The organism is Pseudomonas brassicacearum subsp. brassicacearum (genome assembly GCF_008801605.1).
In the GTDB taxonomy this organism is placed as follows: Bacteria; Pseudomonadota; Gammaproteobacteria; order Pseudomonadales; family Pseudomonadaceae; genus Aquipseudomonas; species Aquipseudomonas brassicacearum.
Genome location: NZ_VZPJ01000014.1, coordinates 14005 through 34432 on the forward strand (window position 1 = coordinate 14005; position 20428 = coordinate 34432).

General features: G+C 61.9%; 20 protein-coding genes. 15 read left to right on the forward strand and 5 right to left on the reverse strand.

The features are described 5' to 3' along the window. Positions 1–6: 6 nt before the first annotated feature. The 4 genes from F7R20_RS25290 (at position 7) to F7R20_RS25305 (ending at position 5539) form a co-directional block, all read left to right on the forward strand. Positions 7–2121: a glycosyl transferase family protein gene (locus F7R20_RS25290; protein WP_003201631.1), complete on the forward strand. Its 2115-nt coding sequence runs from the start codon at positions 7–9 to the stop codon at positions 2119–2121. Continuing rightward, on the forward strand, positions 2118–4121 hold the full coding sequence (locus F7R20_RS25295) for a bacteriophage N4 adsorption protein A (protein ID WP_003201629.1): 2004 nt from the start codon (positions 2118–2120) through the stop codon (positions 4119–4121). The genes F7R20_RS25290 and F7R20_RS25295 overlap by 4 nt, the downstream gene beginning before the upstream one ends. 180 nt (positions 4122–4301) lie before the next feature. After that, a complete protein-coding gene (locus F7R20_RS25300; protein ID WP_003201628.1) occupies positions 4302–5081 on the forward strand; it encodes an alpha-amylase family protein in 780 nt (259 codons plus the stop codon). Between the two features lie 200 nt (positions 5082–5281). Then, on the forward strand, positions 5282–5539 hold the full coding sequence (locus tag F7R20_RS25305; protein ID WP_003201626.1) for a hypothetical protein: 258 nt from the start codon (positions 5282–5284) through the stop codon (positions 5537–5539). 171 nt (positions 5540–5710) lie between these two features. On the opposite strand, the gene hpaR (F7R20_RS25310) is transcribed toward F7R20_RS25305, so the two are convergent. Beyond that, positions 5711–6133, reverse strand: a complete 423-nt coding sequence (hpaR, locus tag F7R20_RS25310) for a homoprotocatechuate degradation operon regulator HpaR (RefSeq protein WP_003201625.1) — start codon at positions 6131–6133, stop codon at positions 5711–5713. Positions 6134–6273: 140 nt separating this feature from the next. Next, entirely contained in the window at positions 6274–7179 is a 906-nt protein-coding gene (gene hpaA / locus F7R20_RS25315) for a 4-hydroxyphenylacetate catabolism regulatory protein HpaA (RefSeq protein WP_003201623.1), read from the reverse strand. Positions 7180–7366: 187 nt separating this feature from the next. Here hpaA and F7R20_RS25320 point away from each other — a divergent pair, with 187 nt between their 5' ends. From F7R20_RS25320 to hpaI, 8 genes are all read left to right on the forward strand, one after another. Beyond that, positions 7367–8044, forward strand: coding sequence for a fumarylacetoacetate hydrolase family protein (locus F7R20_RS25320; protein ID WP_003201621.1), 678 nt, complete (start codon positions 7367–7369; stop codon positions 8042–8044). Then, entirely contained in the window at positions 8041–8811 is a 771-nt protein-coding gene (locus tag F7R20_RS25325) for a fumarylacetoacetate hydrolase family protein (protein ID WP_003201619.1), read from the forward strand. The genes F7R20_RS25320 and F7R20_RS25325 overlap by 4 nt, the downstream gene beginning before the upstream one ends. A 5-nt stretch (positions 8812–8816) precedes the next feature. Next, positions 8817–10277 (forward strand): 5-carboxymethyl-2-hydroxymuconate semialdehyde dehydrogenase, encoded by a 1461-nt coding sequence (hpaE, locus tag F7R20_RS25330; protein ID WP_003201617.1) that lies wholly within the window; start codon positions 8817–8819, stop codon positions 10275–10277. 112 nt (positions 10278–10389) lie between these two features. Beyond that, positions 10390–11247 (forward strand): 3,4-dihydroxyphenylacetate 2,3-dioxygenase, encoded by an 858-nt coding sequence (gene hpaD, locus F7R20_RS25335; protein WP_027911702.1) that lies wholly within the window; start codon positions 10390–10392, stop codon positions 11245–11247. A gap of 44 nt (positions 11248–11291) precedes the next feature. Then, complete coding sequence (locus F7R20_RS25340; protein ID WP_003201613.1) at positions 11292–11684, forward strand: tautomerase family protein; 393 nt, start codon at positions 11292–11294, stop codon at positions 11682–11684. Positions 11685–11736: 52 nt separating this feature from the next. Next, complete coding sequence (locus F7R20_RS25345) at positions 11737–13041, forward strand: MFS transporter (RefSeq protein ID WP_003201611.1); 1305 nt, start codon at positions 11737–11739, stop codon at positions 13039–13041. Positions 13042–13053: 12 nt separating this feature from the next. Next, a complete protein-coding gene (gene hpaH, locus F7R20_RS25350; RefSeq protein ID WP_003201609.1) occupies positions 13054–13857 on the forward strand; it encodes a 2-oxo-hept-4-ene-1,7-dioate hydratase in 804 nt (267 codons plus the stop codon). A 14-nt stretch (positions 13858–13871) separates the two neighbouring features. Continuing rightward, on the forward strand, positions 13872–14669 hold the full coding sequence (gene hpaI, locus F7R20_RS25355) for a 4-hydroxy-2-oxoheptanedioate aldolase (RefSeq protein WP_003201607.1): 798 nt from the start codon (positions 13872–13874) through the stop codon (positions 14667–14669). A gap of 139 nt (positions 14670–14808) precedes the next feature. Here the strand turns inward: hpaI and hpaR (F7R20_RS25365) are convergent, their stop codons facing one another. The 3 genes from hpaR (F7R20_RS25365) to F7R20_RS25375 form a co-directional block, all read right to left on the reverse strand. After that, a complete protein-coding gene (gene hpaR, locus F7R20_RS25365; RefSeq protein ID WP_003201605.1) occupies positions 14809–15231 on the reverse strand; it encodes a homoprotocatechuate degradation operon regulator HpaR in 423 nt (140 codons plus the stop codon). A gap of 208 nt (positions 15232–15439) precedes the next feature. Continuing rightward, positions 15440–16381: a p-hydroxyphenylacetate 3-hydroxylase reductase component gene (locus tag F7R20_RS25370; RefSeq protein ID WP_003201603.1), complete on the reverse strand. Its 942-nt coding sequence runs from the start codon at positions 16379–16381 to the stop codon at positions 15440–15442. A 65-nt stretch (positions 16382–16446) separates the two neighbouring features. Then, entirely contained in the window at positions 16447–17616 is a 1170-nt protein-coding gene (locus tag F7R20_RS25375; RefSeq protein ID WP_003201600.1) for a p-hydroxyphenylacetate 3-hydroxylase oxygenase component, read from the reverse strand. 311 nt (positions 17617–17927) lie between these two features. Between F7R20_RS25375 and F7R20_RS25380 the strand changes: the two genes are divergently transcribed. The 3 genes from F7R20_RS25380 to F7R20_RS25390 all read left to right on the forward strand — a co-directional run bounded on the left by F7R20_RS25380 (position 17928) and on the right by F7R20_RS25390 (position 20411). Then, a complete protein-coding gene (locus F7R20_RS25380; protein WP_003201598.1) occupies positions 17928–19226 on the forward strand; it encodes an NAD(P)/FAD-dependent oxidoreductase in 1299 nt (432 codons plus the stop codon). A 108-nt stretch (positions 19227–19334) separates the two neighbouring features. Beyond that, positions 19335–19700: a cupin domain-containing protein gene (locus tag F7R20_RS25385; protein WP_003201596.1), complete on the forward strand. Its 366-nt coding sequence runs from the start codon at positions 19335–19337 to the stop codon at positions 19698–19700. Between the two features lie 51 nt (positions 19701–19751). Then, the gene (locus F7R20_RS25390; RefSeq protein WP_003201594.1) at positions 19752–20411 is read left to right on the forward strand and encodes a helix-turn-helix transcriptional regulator; all 660 of its coding nucleotides are present in this window, start codon (positions 19752–19754) and stop codon (positions 20409–20411) included. The last annotated feature ends 17 nt before the right edge of the window (positions 20412–20428 follow it).

The following is a 20428-nucleotide window of genomic DNA, read 5'->3' on the forward strand; positions in this document are numbered from 1 at the left end:
CCTTCGATGACGTCGATTTATTGGCCCTATTGGCTGGCCCATTACTACAACTACCTGGAGATCGCGACCATCGTGGTCGCGGTGCTGATCCTGATCTCCAGCCTGGACGATCTGATCGTTGACGTGTGGTACTGGTCTCGTCGCCTGTACCGCAAGTTCACCGTGGACCGCCGCTACCGGCCGCTGACCGTCGAGCAATTGTTGGCCCGGGACGAACAGCCCCTGGCGATCATGGTGCCGGCCTGGCTGGAATACGACGTCATCGCGCCGATGATCGAGAACATGGTGTCGACACTCGACTACCAGAACTACGTGGTGTTCGTCGGTACGTACATCAACGACCAGCGCACCATCGACGAAGTCGAGCGGATGCGCAGACGCTACAAACAACTGCACCGCGTGGAAGTGCCCCATGCCGGGCCGACCTGCAAGGCCGACTGCTTGAACTGGGTGATCCAGGCGATTTTCCTGCATGAGAAAACCCATGGCATGACCTTCGCCGGCGTCGTCCTGCACGACAGCGAGGACGTGCTGCATCCGCTGGAACTGCGTCTGTTCAACTACCTGTTGCCGCGCAAGGACATGATCCAGTTGCCCGTGGTGTCGCTGGAGCGCAACTGGTACGAATGGGTGGCGGGCGTCTACATGGACGAGTTCGCCGAATGGCACGGCAAGGACCTGGTGGTGCGTGAAAGCATGACCGATACCGTACCCTCGGCCGGCGTCGGAACCTGTTTTTCCCATCGCGCCCTGCGGGTGCTGGCCGGTGAAACCGAAAACCAGCCGTTCAACACCGACAGCCTCACCGAGGACTATGACGTTGGCGCGCGCTTGGCCAAGGTTGGCATGAATGCGATCTTCGTACGTTTCCCGGTGCAGTTCCGGGTGCTGCGCAAATCCTGGTTTCGCAAACCCTACGAATCGACCCTGACCATGCCATTGTGCGTACGCGAGTTCTTCCCGGACACGTTCCGCACCGCCTTCCGGCAGAAGGCACGCTGGACCCTGGGCATCGGCTTGCAAGGCTGGGAGCAGATGGGTTGGAACGGCTCGCTGGCCAACCGATACCTGCTGTTTCGCGACCGCAAGGGCGTGGTGACGGCGTTCGTGAGCATCATTGCCTACGTTATTCTGGTGCAACTGCTGGGCTTGATCGTCCTGCGCCACAGCGGCTTATGGGACGTCACCTTCCCTACGCCGTTTGAAAGCAATGACCTGATCAAATACCTGCTGCTGGCCAACGGCGTCGCCTTGGTCTGGCGAATCCTGCACCGTTATTACTTCACCGCCGTGCTGTACGGCTGGCAGCATGGCTTGCTGTCCATGCCGCGCATGCTGGTGGGCAACTTCGTCAACTTCATGGCCGCTTCCCGGGCCTGGCGCATGTTCCTGGTGGGCAAGGTGATGAATCGCAAGCTGGTCTGGGACAAGACCATGCACGATTTTCCTTCCACCGACCTGGTCGCCATCGCGCCGCGCCGCCTGGGCAGCGTGTTGCTGTCCTGGCAGGCTATCACAGACACGGCCCTGCAAAGCGCCCTCCACGAACAACAGTCGCGCAACGTGCCTTTGGGGCGAATTCTGCTCAATAACGGCTGGCTGGACGATGAAACCCTGGCCGAAGCCATCGCGTTCCAGAATGACCTGCCACGGGTCTTTGATGTCGCCGAGAAAGCCGCTGCCTCGACGTCCCCGCTGAGCCCCGAGTTTGCCTTGCGCTGGCGGGTCGTGCCTCTGGGCCCCAACAGCGAAGGCCGCGAACAGATCGCCGTCGCCAACCCCTTGCCCGATGAAGGCCTGCAACAGGTCAGCGCCGCGCTGGGTAGCGAGCCGGTGCAACTGATTGCCCGGGAAAGCGAAATTCTCGCGCTGTTGCGCAAGCTGCCTGCGCGCAACGGTCATGCCGTACCCAATGCCCGGGCGCCGCTGTTGGGCGACCTGCTGATCGAAATGGGCCTGCTCGATCGCGACGAATTCAGTCGCGTCATGCTCCAGTACCGCCCGCAACACCACGGCCGCATCGGCGATTACCTGGTCGACAGCGGCGTGCTGCCACGTTCGACGATCGAACAGGTCGTGGCCCGTCAGCACAATCTCTACCCAACGGAGCTCCCGGCATGAACCGCCCCTTCCTGACCCTTTTGGCCACGGGGCTGAGCCTGATACCAGCGTTTGCGCTTGCCGAAACGTTGCCGCTGCCACTGTCCGGGCCGGCCTATACCGCCGCCAACGAAGCCTACAGCGCCTACGAACGCAAGGACTACGACCTGGCCATTACCAAGGCACGCGAAGCCCTGCGCCAGCGTGCCGACGTGACGCGCCTGAACACCCTGATCGAGTTGGCCGAGCGGGACAAGAAACTGCGCGACCAACCCCAGCCCCTGGCAGCGTCTCGCACCGCCAGCGCAGCACCGGGTTTCGTCGCCGCGTCCCAGGGGTTCAAGGCCTATGACCGCGAACAATTCGGCCTGGCCGCGCAATCGGCCCGCAAGGCCGTCACCCAGGCACCCCGGCGCCGTGAATATCGCCTGTTGCTGATCGACGCCTTGCAGCGCCAGCAACACTTGGAAGAAGCCGACCTAGCCACCACCGATGCCCTTGGTGTCTTTGCCAACGACAACACGTTGTTGATGCGCCGCAAAGCCATTCGCCGCCAACTCGCGGTACCGCTGGCGACCCAGGGCTATCGCGCCCTGGAGCAAGGCAACACAGTCCTGGCCGTGGACCAGGCGCGCAAAGCCGTGGCCTGGGCACCAGAGATCGCCGCCAACCAGCAACTGCTCATCAGTGCCCTGCTCGCGGCGAAGGCTGACGTGAGTGCCGAACAGGCCGCTTCTGCCGCACTGGCGCTGGACGATCACCAAGCCGCGCCGTGGATCCTGCGCAGCTTTGCCCGTAACCGCCAGGGCAAGACGCAGGCGGCCCAGGACGATCTTCACCAAGCGCAGAGCCTTGCGGGCCTGTCGGCCGGGGAAGCTCGTGACATCCGCTTCGCCCAGGCCCAATCCTCACCACCAGTGCTGCTATGCCAGGAGAGCACCTACGGTCTGACCTGCTCCATCTCGCCGGGCAACACCGGCGGGCAGGCTCCGGTGAGCGATCTGCAGCTAGCTTATAACTGGGTTCGAGCCGGCGACGACGAATCAGCCCATGCCGCGTTCCGCAAGGCGGACGCCACCGCGCGATTGGCACCGGCACCCGCCCAGGACGCTGCCTACAACGCCATGCGAGTCCATGAAGACGACGAAGCCGTGGCGTACTTCAAGCGCGTCATCGATGGGCAAAAAACCGCTGAGACGCCCTTGTCCCCGCAACAGCTTTTCGATACCCGTCGCACCGTGGGCGATGTATCACGCAGACTCGGCCTGACCAGCACCACCAGCTATCGCGGCAGCAGTTCCAGTGGCCTGAGCGCCGCCCCGGGCACCAGCAGCAGCGGCAGCGAAAGCAATGACCTGCTGCAAAACAGCACCGAACTGTCGTGGCGTCCGCTGGGCTATCGCAATGGCCGCTTTGTCGAACTCTACGGGCGCATCACTGACACCCTGTGGAGCAAGAACAGCGAATCGGACACGGGCGCGGATGCCTTGCAAGGCGCTCTCGGCGTGCGGGTCAAGCCCTTCAGTTCGGTCAACATCATGGCGGCCCTTGAACGGACCTTCCCTCTGGGTTCTTCCAATGTCGACGGCGACTGGCTGGTGCGACTGGGCTACGGTTCGAGCATCGGCACCGATCTGCGGGTCGATGTGCCGAGCTGGTGGACCTCACAGCTGTACGCCGAGGTCGGCCACTACATCAACGACTCGCGAGACTACTTCAACAGCGAATGGCAAGTGGGCCGCAGCTATGCCATCGGCGGAACCGGCTCGCGCTGGGTGACCTTCCCCCATGTCGTCGCGGCGATCGACTACGATTCCAAGATGAAGAGCGAAGCCGGCGGCGGCTTTTCTTCCGGCGACGCCGGGGGGATCGGGATAGGAAACAACGTACGTTACTGGTTCCGGGAAGACGCCTACAACGCGCCACGCTCCTATGTGGACCTGTCCCTGCAATACCGGGCCAGGGTGTTTGGCGAGGATCGCGCCAAAGGCGTGTTCGCGCGCCTGACCTACTCCTATTGAGGACGCTGGTGGGATATTCGGTTCGTCGGTACGAAAAGCGGCTCGCCTTGCCGAGCCGCGACTACACTGCATCCAGAAGGGACTTGTTTGAATAGCTTCGCAAAGTTCGTCAATCGCAAGACCGTCGCGGCGCTGTTACTGGCCGCGCTCCTCGGCGCAGGTACAGGGACGTACTACATAATGACCACCACGACACCGAACATCGTCGGCATCGTCTGGCAGCCGGACAACCAGACCGTCGGCATCAGCGGCAATTGGGAAAAACTGGGGGTGCACGAGTTGCTCGTGCAATGGACGGTGGTGGACGACCAGGCCTTCGTGCCCGGCACCGGCCTGCCCAGCGTACCGGTACTGCCGGACTGGGCGCGCATCGCCAGGACGCCCTGGGCCCAGGATGTCATCCTCGGGCTGGCCGGCTATTTCAGCGAGAACCGCTCACGAGAAAACATCGAGCAACTGGCCGCGCTGTCGGAGCGCATTGCCGGGTTGCCAACGCCATTGCATGTCACCGGTTGGTACTTTCCGGCTGAGGTCGACCCCAGCTGGTCGGGCGCCACGGAGCTGCCGGCGTTGCTGGCCAAGCTGCCGCGCCCGCTGTGGATCAGCGTCTACGACGGCGCCAACATCGGCCCCGCCGCTACCGCAGACTGGCTCAAGCAATGGTTGCCGAACGACATCGGTGTGTTCTTCCAGGACGGCGTTGGCGTCTATGCCCGCACCGCCCCGGTTGCCCGAAGCTACGCCGATGCCCTGCGTGACCGGCTTGGCAAGGATCGCGTGCGGATCATCGTCGAAGCCTTTCGCCCCAAATACGGCGGTGGTTTCCGCTCCGCCACGGTCGACGAGCTCAAGCCACAATTGGCGGCCTATGCAGGCTATCCGCTCTACCTGTTCGACGGGCCGCACTACATGACACCAACCTTGGTGGACCAGTTGAAACAAGCCCTGGCCCTGCCTTGATCAGGACTTAAAGCCATCCGCTTGCCCCCGCTAACTGAGTTTGTATCGGTCTGTATCTGAAATGCGGACCGATACAAAACAATGCATCTCGCCCTCTCCTGGCACACATCGTCGATACATCCGCGCGTTTAACTGTGATCACCGGACAGCAACACATTCGCTGCCACGGACCCACTCAATCAAGCGCAAGGAGAATCACCATGTTCAATTTCTCGAAAGTATCGTCCCTGGCTATCGCCCTGACATTGGTTGGCGGTGTCGGCCTGGCCAATGTCGCCTCGGCCACCGCAGCCAGTGCATCGATTCACAACCAGGCGCAACAGCTGGCTGAAGGCGGCTCCGATCGCTTGCTGGAAAATCGCGTGGCCGAAGGCGGCTCCGATCGCTTGCTCGAGAACCGTGTGGCTGAAGGTGGCGCTGATCGGCTGCAGGAGTTGCGTGAACGCAGCGCGGTGTGAAGCGCTTTTGTGGCAATGGCGCTTACTCTCGCTCGATTCTGTAGGAGCTGGCGAAGCCTGCGATCTTTTGATCTTGAGCTTTCGACTCAATGAGCAATGGAAAGATCGCAGCCTCGCTTCGCTCGTCAGCTCCTACAGCGCATCCTCGCTGCGAGTGCCTGACAGGGCGGCTCAGGGCTTGATGTTCTTCAGCTCATTGAGCAACGCGAGCAGTTGCTGCATCTTTTCCTCGCCGAACTGTTCTTCGATCCGTCGATAGTTGCTTTCCATGCCCTCGCTCATGGACACGAAACACTGCTGGCCGCGCTCGGTCAGCCCGACAAAGACCCGTCGCTGATCCTGGCTGGACTTCTGCCGCCGCACCAAGCCGTCACGCTCCAGGCGACTGAGCACACCGGTCATGCTCGGCTTGAGGATGCACGCCTGGTGAGCGAGCTGATGGCTTTCCAGCTCCCCTTGCTGATGCAGGATACGGATCACCCGCCATTGCTGTTCCGTGAGGTCATGCTGGTTCAGCGCCGGTCGAAAAAAAGCCATCGCCGCTTCGCGGGCTTGCAACAGCGTCAGGGTCAATGAGGGTCTGGGGTTGGCCATGTTCGAACTGTGTGGATGGGCGAGTCGGCAGCTTAGTTGGGCCGCCTGGCTGCTGCAAGAAGCATGGCCGCGCTATGTCACTGTGGAAGGGGATTCTGTGGGAGCAAAGCTTGCTCCCACAGAATCCCTCTCGCCACTATTCAGCGCAACCCCGATTGCCGCTGGCGATACTCCCCCGGCGTGAGCTGGGCGTAACGCTGGAAAAACCGACTGAAATACGCCGGGTCCTTGAACCCGAGCTGGTAGCAGATTTCATTGGCCGAGCTGCCGGTGAACAACAACAGGCGCTTGGCCTCCTGCATCAGCCGCTCCATGATCAGGCGTTTGGAAGGCAGGTCGGCGATGCGTCGGCACACATCATTGAGGCGCGCCTCGGTCACGCCGATGCCTTCGGCGTAGCGCGACAACGGCCAATGCTGCAGGTAGTGGGCCTCGATCAACTCGTTGAAGCGGTGAAAGATCTTCAGGTCTTCATGCCGGGCCGGCCTGGCCTCCAGGGAGTTGGAACACAACCGTAGCAGGCTGATCATGATCAGCCGCGTCAAAGCGTCCAGTGCTGCGCTGCGCCCCGGGCGCCCGGCCGTCACCTCCTCGCTCAACTCCTCGAACAGGTACTCCAGGCGCCGCACCTCCCCCGCCTGCCCGGGCCCCAGTTGCGCCAGCGCTACGCAGGCTGCCGGCATCTGCACGCCCGCCGGCGCCAGGCTCGGGTCGGCGTCGATCAACTGCCACACCAATTGCTGGCGCACCGTCAGCACATGCCCGTCACTGTCGGCCTCGGTCACGAAGGAATGGGGAATGGTCGGCGGTGTGAGGAAGAACATCGGGCCGGATTCGACGTACTGCTGGTCATCGAGATACACGCGCACGGTGCCGCTCTTGACGTAATGCACCTGGAAGAACCGGTCGTGGCGATGAACCGGCATGTTGCGACCGAAAAAATCCGCCAGGTTGGCGAGTCGGTCGTAATGCACTTCCGCGTCGCTATAGCGCTGGTCGTACACCTGACCAATGTTGATGTTGGGGATCGGCTGACGGTCAGTCATCACGCAGTACTCGTTTTCTTATTCTGGTCCAGGCACCTGCCGCAGCCATCCTGCACCGAATCCGGCAAGGCAACCAGTGCCCGTTCATTCTGTCACGCTTGACGATAGTTAACATCTTAATTATAACTGTTAACACATTAACAATAACCGCAGAGCCCTCACCCCTCTGCATCGCCAGGAGACAAGCATGAGCCGTGCCCTGCATGACGTCGCGACCGGCACCCTGTTCGGGGTCGCGCTGAACTACCAGGGGCTGCTGAAACAGCGCCTCGCCGAGTTCGAGCAACCGCCCTACCAGAAACCGCCGCTCAAGCCCGTGCTGTTCATCAAGACCCCTAACACCCGCAACTGGCACGGTGCCGAGGTGTTTCACCCCGGTCGCGGCGAAACACTGCAACCAGGGCCGGCGCTGGGCGTGGTCATGGGCAAGTCGGCCAGTCGCGTCAGCGCCGCCGAAGCCCTGGACTACGTGGCCGGCTACACCATCGTCAATGAATTCAGCCTCCCGGAAGACAGCTATTACCGCCCCGCCGTCAAGGCCAAGTGCCGGGACGGCTTCTGCGCCATCGGCCCAGAACTGGTGCCTACCACTCAGGTGGCCGACCCTCACAGCCTGGCGATCACGCTGTACGTCAACGGCGAGGTTCGCCAGCAGAACAGCACGGCCAACCTCGTTCGCAACATTCCCCAACTGATTGCCGAGATCAGCGAATTCATGACCCTGCATGCCGGCGACGTGCTGATCACGGGTACGCCTGAAGGCCGGGTCGACGTACTGCCCGGTGACCGTGTCGAAGTGGACATCGCCGGCCTGGGCCGTCTGGTCAATACCATCGTGGCCGAGGAAACAGGAGCAGGTTCATGAAACACGCACGCATTCGTTTTGAAGGCCAGGATCAAGCCGTCACCGTTGAAGCTCACAACGCTGTACGCCTGGCCGACGGTCGCCTGGTGGCCGAGGACCAGGTCCAGTGGCTGCCACCGGCCACCGGCAGCATGTTCGCCCTGGGCCTGAACTATGCCGATCACGCCGCCGAGTTGGCGTTCAAGCCGCCGACCGAACCCCTGGCATTCATCAAGTCCCCCGGCACCTACACCGGCCACAACCAGGTGAGCTGGCGTCCCGACAACGTCGCCTACATGCACTACGAGTGCGAGCTCGTGGCGGTCATCGGCAAAGCGGCGCGCAACGTCAAGCGCCAGGATGCGTTGCAATACCTGGCCGGCTACACCGTGTGCAACGACTACGCGATCCGCGATTACCTGGAAAACTACTACCGCCCCAACCTGCGAGTGAAGAACCGCGATGCCACCACCCCCGTCGGCCCATGGATCGTCGATGTGGCTGATGTACCGGACCCGAGCAACCTGACGCTGCGCACCTGGATCAATGGCGAACTGCGCCAGGAAGGCAGCACCAAGGACATGATTTTCGATATCCCGTACCTGATCGAATACCTGTCCAGCTTCATGACCTTGCAACCCGGCGACATGATTGCCACCGGCACGCCGGAAGGCCTGGCGGACGTTGTGCCCGGTGATGAAGTGGTGGTGGAAGTGGAAGGCGTCGGCCGTCTGGTCAATCGAATTGTCAGCGAAGCCGAGTTCTTCGCATCCCGTAAAGAGGCTTGAGCAGCATGATCAAACACTGGATCAACGGCCGTGAGGTCGAAAGCAAAGACGTGTTCGTCAACTACAACCCGGCCACCGGCGAGGCCATCGGTGAAGTCGCCAGCGGCGGTGCCGAGGAAGTCGCCCAGGCTGTGGCCGCCGCCAAGGAGGCCTTCCCGAAGTGGGCCAATACCCCCGCCAAGGAACGCGCCCGGCTGATGCGCAAGCTCGGTGAACTGATCGAGCAGAACGTGCCGAAACTGGCCGAACTGGAAACCCTCGACACGGGCTTGCCGATCCACCAGACCAAGAATGTGCTGATTCCGCGTGCATCCCACAACTTCGATTTCTTTGCCGAAGTCTGCACGCGCATGGACGGTCATACGTATCCGGTCGACGACCAGATGCTCAACTACACCCTGTACCAACCGGTGGGTGTCTGCGCGCTGGTATCGCCCTGGAACGTACCGTTCATGACCGCGACCTGGAAGACCGCGCCGTGCCTGGCGCTGGGCAACACGGCCGTGCTGAAGATGTCCGAGCTGTCGCCGCTGACCGCCAACGAGCTGGGTCGCCTGGCGGTCGAGGCTGGCCTGCCCAATGGCGTGCTGAACGTGATCCAGGGTTACGGCGCAACCGCCGGCGATGCGCTGGTGCGCCATCCGGATGTTCGGGCGATCTCCTTCACCGGCGGCACCGCCACCGGCAAGAAAATTATGCAGACCGCCGGGTTGAAGAAGTATTCGATGGAACTGGGCGGCAAGTCGCCGGTGCTGATTTTCGAAGACGCCGACCTGGAACGGGCCCTCGACGCCGCGCTGTTCACGATTTTTTCCCTCAATGGCGAACGCTGCACCGCCGGCAGCCGGATCTTCATCCAGGAAAGTGTCTATCCGCAGTTCGTGGCCGAGTTCGCCGCCCGCGCCAAGCGCCTGATCGTCGGTGATCCGCAGGACCCGAAGACCCAGGTCGGCTCGATGATCACCCAGGCCCACTACGACAAGGTCACCGGCTACATCAAGATCGGCCTCGAAGAAGGCGCCACCCTCCTGGCCGGCGGCCTGGAGCGCCCGACCAATTTGCCTGCCCACTTGAGCCGCGGCCAGTTCATCCAGCCGACGGTGTTCGCCGATGTGAACAACAACATGCGCATCGCCCAGGAAGAAATCTTCGGCCCGGTGGTGTGCCTGATCCCGTTCAAGGACGAGGCCCAAGCCCTGCAATTGGCCAACGACACCGAATACGGCCTGGCCTCGTATATCTGGACCCAGGACATCGGCAAGGCCCATCGCCTGGCCCATGGCATCGAGGCCGGCATGGTGTTCATCAACAGCCAGAACGTGCGCGACCTGCGCCAGCCTTTCGGCGGCGTGAAGGGTTCCGGAACCGGCCGCGAAGGCGGACAGTACAGTTTTGAAGTGTTTGCCGAGATCAAGAACGTTTGCATCTCCATGGGCAGTCATCACATACCGCGCTGGGGTGTATGACCCCAGGTAAGTGATGAACCCTGTGGCGAGGGGATTTATCCCTGTTCCTGTGGGAGCAAGCTTTGCTCCCACAACCAAGATTCAACAAGAACAATTTTTCAGGAGAATCATCATGGGCGAAGTCGTCCTGGCTGCGAAAATCTGCCACGTTCCCTCCATGTACCTGTCGGAGCTGCCCGGCAAGCACCATGGTTGCCGCGCCGCCGCGATTGCCGGCCACAAGGAAATCGGTCGCCGCGCCCGGGAACTGGGGGCCGATACCGCCGTGGTGTTCGATGTGCACTGGCTGGTCAACAGCGCCTATCACGTCAACAGCGGCGCGCACTTCAAGGGCATCTACACCAGCAACGAGCTGCCGCACTTCATCAAGAACATGGAGTACGAATACTCAGGCGCCCCGGAACTGGGCGAGCTGATTGCCGCCGAGGCCAATGCCGCCGACGTGCGCACCCTGGCCCACAACATCCCGAGTCTTGAGCTGGAATACGGCACCCTGGTGCCCATGCGCTACATGCACATGGACGTCCCTCAGGAACAGAAATTCAACGTCGTGTCGATTGCCGCCTGGTGCGCCTGGCACCGCCTGCAAGACAGCTTCACCTTCGGCGCCGCCGTGCGCCGGGCCATCGAAAAAAGCGACCGCAAGGTGCTGGTGCTCGCGTCCGGCTCGCTGTCGCACCGTTTCTCCGACGATCGCAACGCTGAAGCCAACATCCACAACTGGACGCGGGAGTTCGACAAGCAGGTCGACCTGCACGTCGTCGAAATGTGGCGCCAAGGCCGCTGGAAAGAGTTCTGCGCCATGCTCCCGGACTACGCCGAACACTGCTTCGGCGAAGGCAAGATGCATGACACGGCGATGCTGCTGGGGTTGCTCGGCGGGCCGGACTACGACAAGCCTGCCGAAATCATCACCGAGCCTTTCGGCAGCTCCGGCACCGGCCAGATCAACGCTGTCTTCCCTGTTTGACACTGCGGCCGTACGGCATCCCCGTGCGGCCTGAAGGAGCCGTCATGCCGCATTTCATCGCTGAATACACCGACAACATCGAACAACAAGCCGACCTGCCCGGCCTGTTTGAAAAGGTCCACGCCTTGCTGGGCGACAGCGGCGTGTTCCCCCTGGGCGGCATCCGCAGCCGCGGCCTGCGCCTGGACACCTGGCGCATGGCCGACGGCAAGCACGACTACGCCTTCGTGCACATGACCTTGAAAGTCGGCCACGGCCGTGACCTGGCCACCCGCCAGAAAGTCGCGGAAAAACTCTTCGAGGTGATCACCGCGCACTTCGCCGAGCTCCAGGCCCAACGCCTGCTGGCCCTGTCATTCGAGATGATCGAGCTGCACGAACAGCTCAACTTCAAGGCCAACAACGTCCACGCCTTCCTCAAGGGCCAGGCCACCTGAATCCATCTGCCTGGCGTTCCCCATCGGCCCCTCTGACAAAAAGTACAAGATCATGAGCACAGCCAATACCGCCGACACTGCCGGCACCGTCGCGCACGACCGCACCCATGCCACCATCACCTGGCGGCTGATGCCGCTGCTGCTGGTCTGTTACCTCTTTGCCCACCTGGATCGCATCAACATCGGCTTCGCGAAGATGCAAATGAGCGCCGACCTGCAGTTCAGCGACACGGTCTACGGCTTCGGCGCAGGGCTGTTCTTCATCGCCTACGCGCTGTTTGGGGTGCCCAGCAACATGGCCCTGGACCGGGTCGGTCCGCGGCGCTGGATCGCCACGCTGATGGTGGTTTGGGGCGCCTTGTCCACCGGCATGTTCCTTATCGACAGCGCCGCCGGTTTCTACGTGTTGCGCTTTCTGCTGGGCGTGGCCGAGGCCGGTTTCTTTCCTGGCATCCTGGTCTTTCTCAACCGCTGGTATCCAGCCCGGCGTCGGGCCCAGGTAACCGCGTTGTTTGCCATCGCCGTACCGATGGCCGGGGTGATTGGCGGGCCTTTGTCCGGCGGTATTCTCGAGCACTTTCATGATGTTGGCGGTTTGCGCGGCTGGCAGTGGATGTTCGTCATCGAAGGGCTGCCGGTGATCCTGCTCGGCCTTGTTGTGCTCAAGTGCCTGCCGGACAATTTCGAGACGGTCAGTTGGCTCACGCCGCACGCCAAGCAGCAGTTGCGCGAACAACTGAGCCTTGAAGAACAGCGCAAATCCATCACCTCGTTTTCGGCGATCCTCAACAATCCGCAGGTCTGGTTGTTGGTGGCGGTGTACTTCGCCGTGATGCTGGCGGTGAACACCCTGGCCTTCTGGATGCCCACCCTGATCCATGGCGCCGGCATCGGCAGCGACGGCAAGGTCGGGCTGCTCAGCGCGGTGCCCTACCTGGCCGGCTGTTTCTTCATGATCGGCTGCGGGCGCTCCTCCGACCGCCATCGCGAACGCCGCTGGCACCTGTGCGTGCCGCTGTTGATGGCCGCGCTGGGCATTGCGGTCACCGGGCTCTCACCCGGCAATCCGATCCTGGTGCTCAGCGGCCTGATTGTCGCCGGCATGGGCGCCAGTGCGGCGTTGCCGATGTTCTGGCAGCTACCGTCAGCCTTCCTGTCCAACGGCACCCAGGCCGCCGGCATCGCGCTGATCAGCTCCTTCGGCAGCATCGCCTCATTCTTCGCGCCCTACCTGATCGGCTGGATGCGCGACACCACCCAGAGCGCCAGCCTCGCCTTGTATGTGCTGGCCCTGCTCATCGCCCTTGGCGGCTTGCTGGTGCTGCGCACCCGGGCCGCCATCGTCAACCCTCAATAAGAGACCCTTGCCATGCTTGACCAGAACCTCATCCAACAAGCCGCCGCCCGCCTCGACCATGCCGAACGCTCCCGCGAGCAGGTGCGGCAGTTTTCCCTCGATCACCCGGACATCACGATCGAGGATGCCTACGCCATCCAGCGAGCCTGGGTCGCGCAGAAAATCAAGGACGGCCGCAAGCTGGTCGGCCACAAGATCGGCCTGACCTCCCGGGCCATGCAGGTGTCGTCGAACATCACTGAGCCGGACTACGGCGCGCTGCTGGACGACATGTTCTTTGACGAAGGCACCGACATCCCGTTCGAGCGTTTCATCGTGCCACGGGTGGAAGTGGAGCTGGCGTTCATTCTCGGCAAGCCGTTGAAGGGCCCGAACGTGACGGTGTTCGACGTGCTCGACGCCACCGAATGGGTGATCCCGGCGCTGGAAATCATCGATGCGCGCATCCAGCAGATCGACCCGCAGACCAAGGCGACCCGCAAAGTGTTCGACACCATCTCCGACAACGCCGCCAATGCCGGCGTGGTCATGGGCGGTCGCGCCGTACGCCCGACCGAGATCGACCTGCGCAAGGTGCCGGCGGTGCTCTACCGCAACGGCGTGATCGAAGAGTCCGGCGTCTCGGCGGCGGTGCTCAATCACCCGGCCAAAGGCGTGGCCTGGCTGGCGAACAAACTGGCGGCCTATGACGTCACCCTGCAACCGGGACAGATCATCCTCGGTGGTTCCTTCACCCGCCCCGTGGCAGCCAACCCCGGCGATACCTTCCATGTCGACTACGACATGCTCGGTTCCATCGCCTGCCGTTTCGTCTGATCGGAGACCGTTTCATGGACATGCCCATCAATATCTTCAAGCAACGCCTGCGCAGCGGCGAGGCGCAGATCGGCCTGTGGCTGGGGTTGGCCGATGCCTACTGTGCGGAACTGGCGGCCAACGCCGGCTTCGACTGGCTGCTGATCGACGGTGAACACGCGCCCAACGACTTGCGCACCTTGCTCGGCCAGCTCCAGGCCGTGGCACCCTACCCCAGCCAACCGGTGATACGCCCGGTGATCGGTGACACGGCGCTGATCAAGCAAGTGCTCGATATTGGCGTGCAAACCCTGCTGGTGCCGATGGTGGAAAGCGCCGACCAGGCGCGCGAACTGGTGCGCGCCATCCACTACCCGCCCCATGGCGTACGCGGCGTCGGCAGCGCACTGGCCCGGGCGTCACGCTGGAACAGCATCCCCGGTTACCTCGACAAGGCCGATGAACAGATGTGCCTGTTGGTCCAGATCGAGAGCCGCGAAGGCCTGGCCAACCTGGATGCCATTGCGGCAGTGGAAGGTGTGGATGGGGTCTTTATCGGCCCGGCGGACCTGAGCGCGTCCATGGGTTTTCGCGGCAACCCCGGTCACCCGGAGGTGCAAGCGGCCATCGAAGACGCCATCGCCCGCATCCGCCAGGCCGGCAAGGCAGCCGGGATTCTCAGCGCCGATGAAAAACTGGCCCGGCGCTATATCGAACTCGGCGCGGCGTTTGTCGCGGTGGGCGTGGATACGACGGTGTTGATGCGGGGCTTGCAGACGCTGGCGGCGACGTTCAAAGACACGCCAAAACCTGCGGCTGGCGGCGTGTACTGATCGGTATCAAATACCTTGTGGCAAGGGGATCTGTGGGAGCAAAGCTTGCTCGCGAAACAGGCACCTCGGTCTCTGAAAGACCGCAGCGTCTTCATCGCGGGCAAGCCTTGCTCCCACAGAAAACAACCAGCCCGGGGTCTCAGCGCCTGATCGCCTTCAGGTCATTGAGCAAGCCCAGCAACGTCTGCAATTTTTCCTCCCCCAACTTGTCCTGCAGACGCTGGTAATTCTCTTCCATGCTCTGGCTCATCGAATCAAAACTCGCCTGCCCTTGCGGCGCCAGGCGCACCAGCACTCGTCGCTGATCCTGTTCGGCCTTGCGCCGCACCACCATGCCCGCCGCTTCCATGCGCACCAACACGCCGGTCATGCTGGGCTTGAGGATGCAGGCCAGTTCGGCCAGGCGATTGATCTCCAGCTCATCGTGCTGGCTGAGAATACGGATGACTCGCCATTGCTGCTCGGTCAAGCCATGTTGATTGAGGGAAGGCCGGAAAAACCCCATGGCCGATTCACGGGCCTGGAGCAGGGTCAGGGTCAAGGATTGGCGCAACTTGGGCATGAGTATGTTCGCGAGAAAGATTTAGTTAATGAGTTAACTAAATCTTAACAGCTTCCAACCCATGCCGGACTATCCGTTCACAGAATCTGTAGCTGGGCCACACACATAACCCTGTGGGAGCGAGCTTGCTCGCGATAGGGCCCATCCAGTCGACATCAATATCGGCGGGTCCACCGCCATCGCGAGCAAGCTCGCTCCCACAGGGCGCTCAAGCGCCCTTGATCACGCCCTTGAGCACCTGCTTGAAGTGCTCGACCTGTTCCTCGCTGAACTGGTCGAACACCTTGTCCTGCTGCTCCTTGGCAATCGTCCAGAGCCCTTCGGTCTCATCGATACCCTTGGCAGTCAGGCGTACCCGCTCGCCTTCATCGCTCACCAGGCCCTTGCGCTTGAGGTTGGCCACGGCTTCTTCGATCTCGCGCGCCGGCATCGCCACTTCCCGCTGCAGGTCGCACAGGTTCAGCCCGGCGTCGTTCTCCAGCACCATCAACATCCGCGCCTCACTGGTGCGCAAGCCGGTGGACAACTGACGCGGCTGATAGCTGGCCTGATAGGCCCGCAGTGCCTGGGTCATCAGGTAATACAGGTTGTGGCTCAAGCGCCCCTGGAAGTGACTGCTCGGGGACTGACCCTCTTCCCGTTTGGTCATGCGAGTGTGGGGCAGCACCATCGAGTAGGCGCCCTGGTGATAGAGCAATGGAGAGCGGCCGAAATCATCAAACGCCACGACCTTGCCGATCATGATCCAGTGATCGCCGCCATCGACCTGCTGGAATTTTTCACAGTGAAAACGCGCCGAGCAATCGACAAACACCGGGGCGCCGCCTTCGCCGGCCTCGAATTCGATTTCAGCGAAGCGGTCCTCCTTGGGTCGTGCGAAGTTGTTCGACAGATCGATCTGGTCGGCGGCCAGCACATTCACCGCAAAGTGGCTGGCGGCTTCGAACACGCCATGGCTGCTCGAACGCTTGTCGATGCTCCACAGGATCAATGGCGGGTCCAGGGACACCGAGTTGAAACTGTTGGCCGTCACACCGACCTTGCGGCCATCTTCAGTGGCAGCGGTGACCACGGTCACGCCGGTGGCGAAGTTACCCAGGGCCCGGCGGAACGCACGGGTATCGAAAGCGGTATCACAAAGACTGGACATGCAAGACTCCCGGCCGCCTCGAGCGGCGGCCTCGATTATTGTTCTAGGTTTCAGCGAACAGGCGGTCAAACCATGGAAGGATCAGGCTCAAGGCCCATCAGCTCACGACCGAGAATCTGCGCGCAGACGTCATAGTCGGTATAGGCATGGGCGCCGGTCAGGTGGGCGTCGCGGAACAGCCGTTGCAACTCATTGCTTTCGAACCAGGCGCCACCGCCGGCCGCCTCCATCAAGCGATCGACGGCCTGGATGCACATCTTGGTGGCGTAGCCCTGGTTGGTCCGCCAGAACGCCAGGGTTTCCCGGCTGGGGTATTCGTGGCGCTCGCCGTATTCGGCGTGTTCCTGCCAGGTTTTCTCCAGAAAGGCACGGGCCGCGGCCACCTGATGGGTCGACTCGGCCAGGCGCATCAACGCCGGGGTAGCGGCACCGACTGCCGCACCGGTGTAGGCCCGCACGCGGTTGCGGGTTTTCTCGCGAAAGACCTCCAGCATGCGTTCAGCCACGCCCAGGCTGACCGTGGAGAAACCACTGGCGAAGTAGGGTCGGTATGGCGAGTAGAAAATCTTGCTGTCGGGGTACAGGCCGAATCCGCCGGACCTGCCCTCCATCATGTCCCTGGCTTTCTGGATCCGGTGTTCCGGCACGAAAGCGTTGTCAATGATCAACGTCTTGCTGCCACTGCCGCGCATGCCCACCGCGAACCAGTCATCGCGAATCTCATAGTCGCTGCGTGGCAGCACCGCAAAGCAATAGTCCTGGGCGCCTTCGGCGTTTTTACGGCGAAACCCCACGATCGCCCATTCGGCATGATCGCAGCCGCTGCTCCAGCCCATTTCACCGCTGAACATCACACCGCCCTCGACTTCCTCGGTGCGGCCAAACGGCGCGATGCTGCTGCTGGCGGTGGCATCGGGATCATCGCCCCAGATTTCCTGCTGGGCCTTGGCCGGGAACATTGCCAACTGATGGCTGTGGGTGCACAACAGGCTCATGGCCCAGGCCGTGCTGGCACAGGCACCGGCCAGCAGCGCGATGCAATCGGCGAACTGCGGCAGGGAAATCTCCATGCCACCGTACGGTTTCGGTTGGAAGGCCCGGTGCATGCCGATGCTTTTGAGCAAGGCTATATTCTCGGCAGGCACGCTACGGTCTTTCTCCGCCTGGAAGGCATTGGCGGCAATGACCGGCAGGATCGGCTTGAGGTCTTCGAGCAGCGGGTTTGGCTTTTTCATGGACAGGCTCTTTTATTATTGGCATCTGCCAATCCCGCCTTTGCCCGGCAACCTGAGGTTGCACAGACAGCGGGATCAGTGATTAAGGCCGGTCCAGTATGGGCAATCACAGGCAGGTGAAAAATGCACCTTCCAGATCCAAGATTGTACTTTTCATGGGCAGGTTTCGGCTCCATGGCGCGCTCGGTCAAATACCCCGGCACGGATGATCAAGACAGGCGCCCCCATCCGGGCTCTTAATAGGGCCATCCCCTGCAATGCCTTGCGTAGGCGTTGCAACGGAGTTTCCTTTCACTTTGTCAGGCTGCGTCATGATCAATATCGAAACGCCCACCTATTACACGGCCACCAAGAAATACAACCTCAGCTTCCCCACGCTGGAACAGGACGTGGAAGCCGATGTTGTGGTCATTGGCGGCGGTTTCTCCGGCATCAATACCGCGCTGGAGCTCGCCGAAAAAGGCATCACCAACATCGTGGTGCTCGAGGCGCGTTACCTGGGGTTCGGCGGCACTGGGCGCAATGGCGGGCAGATCATGGCCGGCATCGGTCATGACCTGGAGAAGATCAAGAAGGACGTGGGTGAAGACGGCCTGCGCCAGATCTTCGAGATCAGCGACCTGGGCGCCGACATCATCAAGGACCGTATCGCCAAGTACGCAATCGATGCCGACTTCTGCCACGGCTACGGCTACATGGGCTTCAACGCGCGCCAGGAGAAAACCCTGCGGGCCTGGGAAAAAGACTTCAAGTCAGTCAACAGCAAACATGAGATCCGCTTTCTCGGCGGCTCCGACGTGCAGCAGATCATCGGTTCCAAGGCCTACGGCAGCGCCTTGCTGCACATGGGCGGCGGGCATGTACACTCACTGAACCTGTTACTGGGTGAGGCCAAGGCCCTGGTCAGCCACGGCGTGCGGATTTTCGAGAACAGCCCGGCCCTGGAAGTCAGCTATGGCGAACGCATCACCGTGCGTACCGGACGCGGTTCGGTCAGAGCCAGCAAGCTGCTCTGGGCCTGTGACAGTTTCCTCAACAAGCTGGAGCCGGAACTGCACCGCTCGACCATCAACACCTACGCCTTCCAGATGATGACCGAGCCGTTGTCGGACGAACTGATCCAGCGCATCAGCCCGATTCGCGGTGCCTACAGTGACATTCGCCCGGTGATCGACTACTACCGCGTCACCAACGAAAACCGCCTGCTGTTCGGCGCCGCGACGCCGTTGGTGGAGCACATCCCCCAGGATCTGAAGGCCTGGAACCGGCGCCTGATGCTGAAGATCTTCCCGTACCTCAAGGACGTGAAGATCGACCTGGCCTGGGGTGGCCCGATGGCGTGCAGCCCGAACCTGTTCCCGCAGATCGGCACCCTGCCCGGCCGCAGCAATGCGTTTTTCGTCCAGGGTTACTCAGGCTTTGGCGTCACGCCGAGCCACATCATCTGCAAGGTGCTGGCCGAAGGCATGAGCGAAGGCTCGGCGCGCTACGACCTGGTCAGCTCGATCCATCGCCCGACCATCATCGGCAAAGACGCCATTCGCCCATTGCTACTGACCGCCGGCAAGTCCTGGCATCAGCTGTCGGGCTACTGGAATGGCCGTCGCTGACGATCACGATGCCAATCAGTTAAGCAAAACCCTGTGGGAGCGAGGTTTAACTGACTGGCACTGGACACACCCCACCTTTGTTTTTTTCACTCATCAGGAGTCACTGCCATGCCCCTTATCACCCTCGAAAAAGACATCCAGCTGTCCGACCTGGACGCCTGGGGCACCGTCGCCGATCTTGGTTCGCAGATTCTCGAAGGCGAAGTCAAAGCCTTCGGCAAGATGACCTTCGGCGCCCCCACCGACCCCATCAGCAGCGCCTACTTCGGTACCACCCAAGGCAAGTTCCGGATGGTCTACCCCTTCGCCGAACAAGCCACCGTGGTCACCGGTGAAGTAGTGCTCACCGACGAGGCCACCGGCCAGAGCACCCGCTACAAGGCCGGCGACGGCTGGTTCGTGACCAAGGGCACGCCAGTGCTGTGGGAAGTGGTCAGCGAGAGTTTCGTCAAACACTACTTCGCGGTAGCCTGATCGGACTTGGCTGCCGGCCCCACCGGCAGCCCTCTCGGCGAAGGTGCGACCATGAACGTCATCCCCACCCAGGACATCGCCGGCCAGTGCCTGCACGCCTTTACCCAGCTGGTTCCCGTCAGCCGGGCGGCGTTCTACTGCGTTGATCGGCAACTGCAGGTCCATGACTTCAGCCTGCATAAGATGAGCGGCGAGATGCACCGCGACTACCTGGACAACTACCGTCAGTTCGACCCGCTGCACCCGCGACACTGCATGTCCAGCGAGTTGGCCGTGGTGCCGTTGGGCTTGGCGATGGCCCGCCAACCGCGACGTGACAACCATCGTTATCACGACTTCCTGCAGCGCTACGGCGTGGTCGACGTGGTGGAAGTCTTCGCCCATCGGGACGGTCAGCCCCAAGCCGCGATTTCGTTGCTGCGCACTGCCGAGCAAGGTGTCTTCACCAGCCAGCAGTTGAGTCAACTCAGCGCGTTGCAGGCCTTGCTGCAACTGGCCGTGGCCCATTTACCAGCCCATGGGGACCCGCTGGGCGACTTGACGCCCAAGGAGCGCCAGATTGCCTGGCTACTGCGCCAAGGCGTCAGCAACAAGCAATTGGCCCGGGAGCTGGAAGTGGGCTTGCCGACCATCAAGACTCACCTGATCCACCTGTTTCGCAAGGTTGGCGTGAGCAGCCGTACCGAGTTGGTCAGCGCACTGTTCCTCTGATCAACCATTTGGTTGAT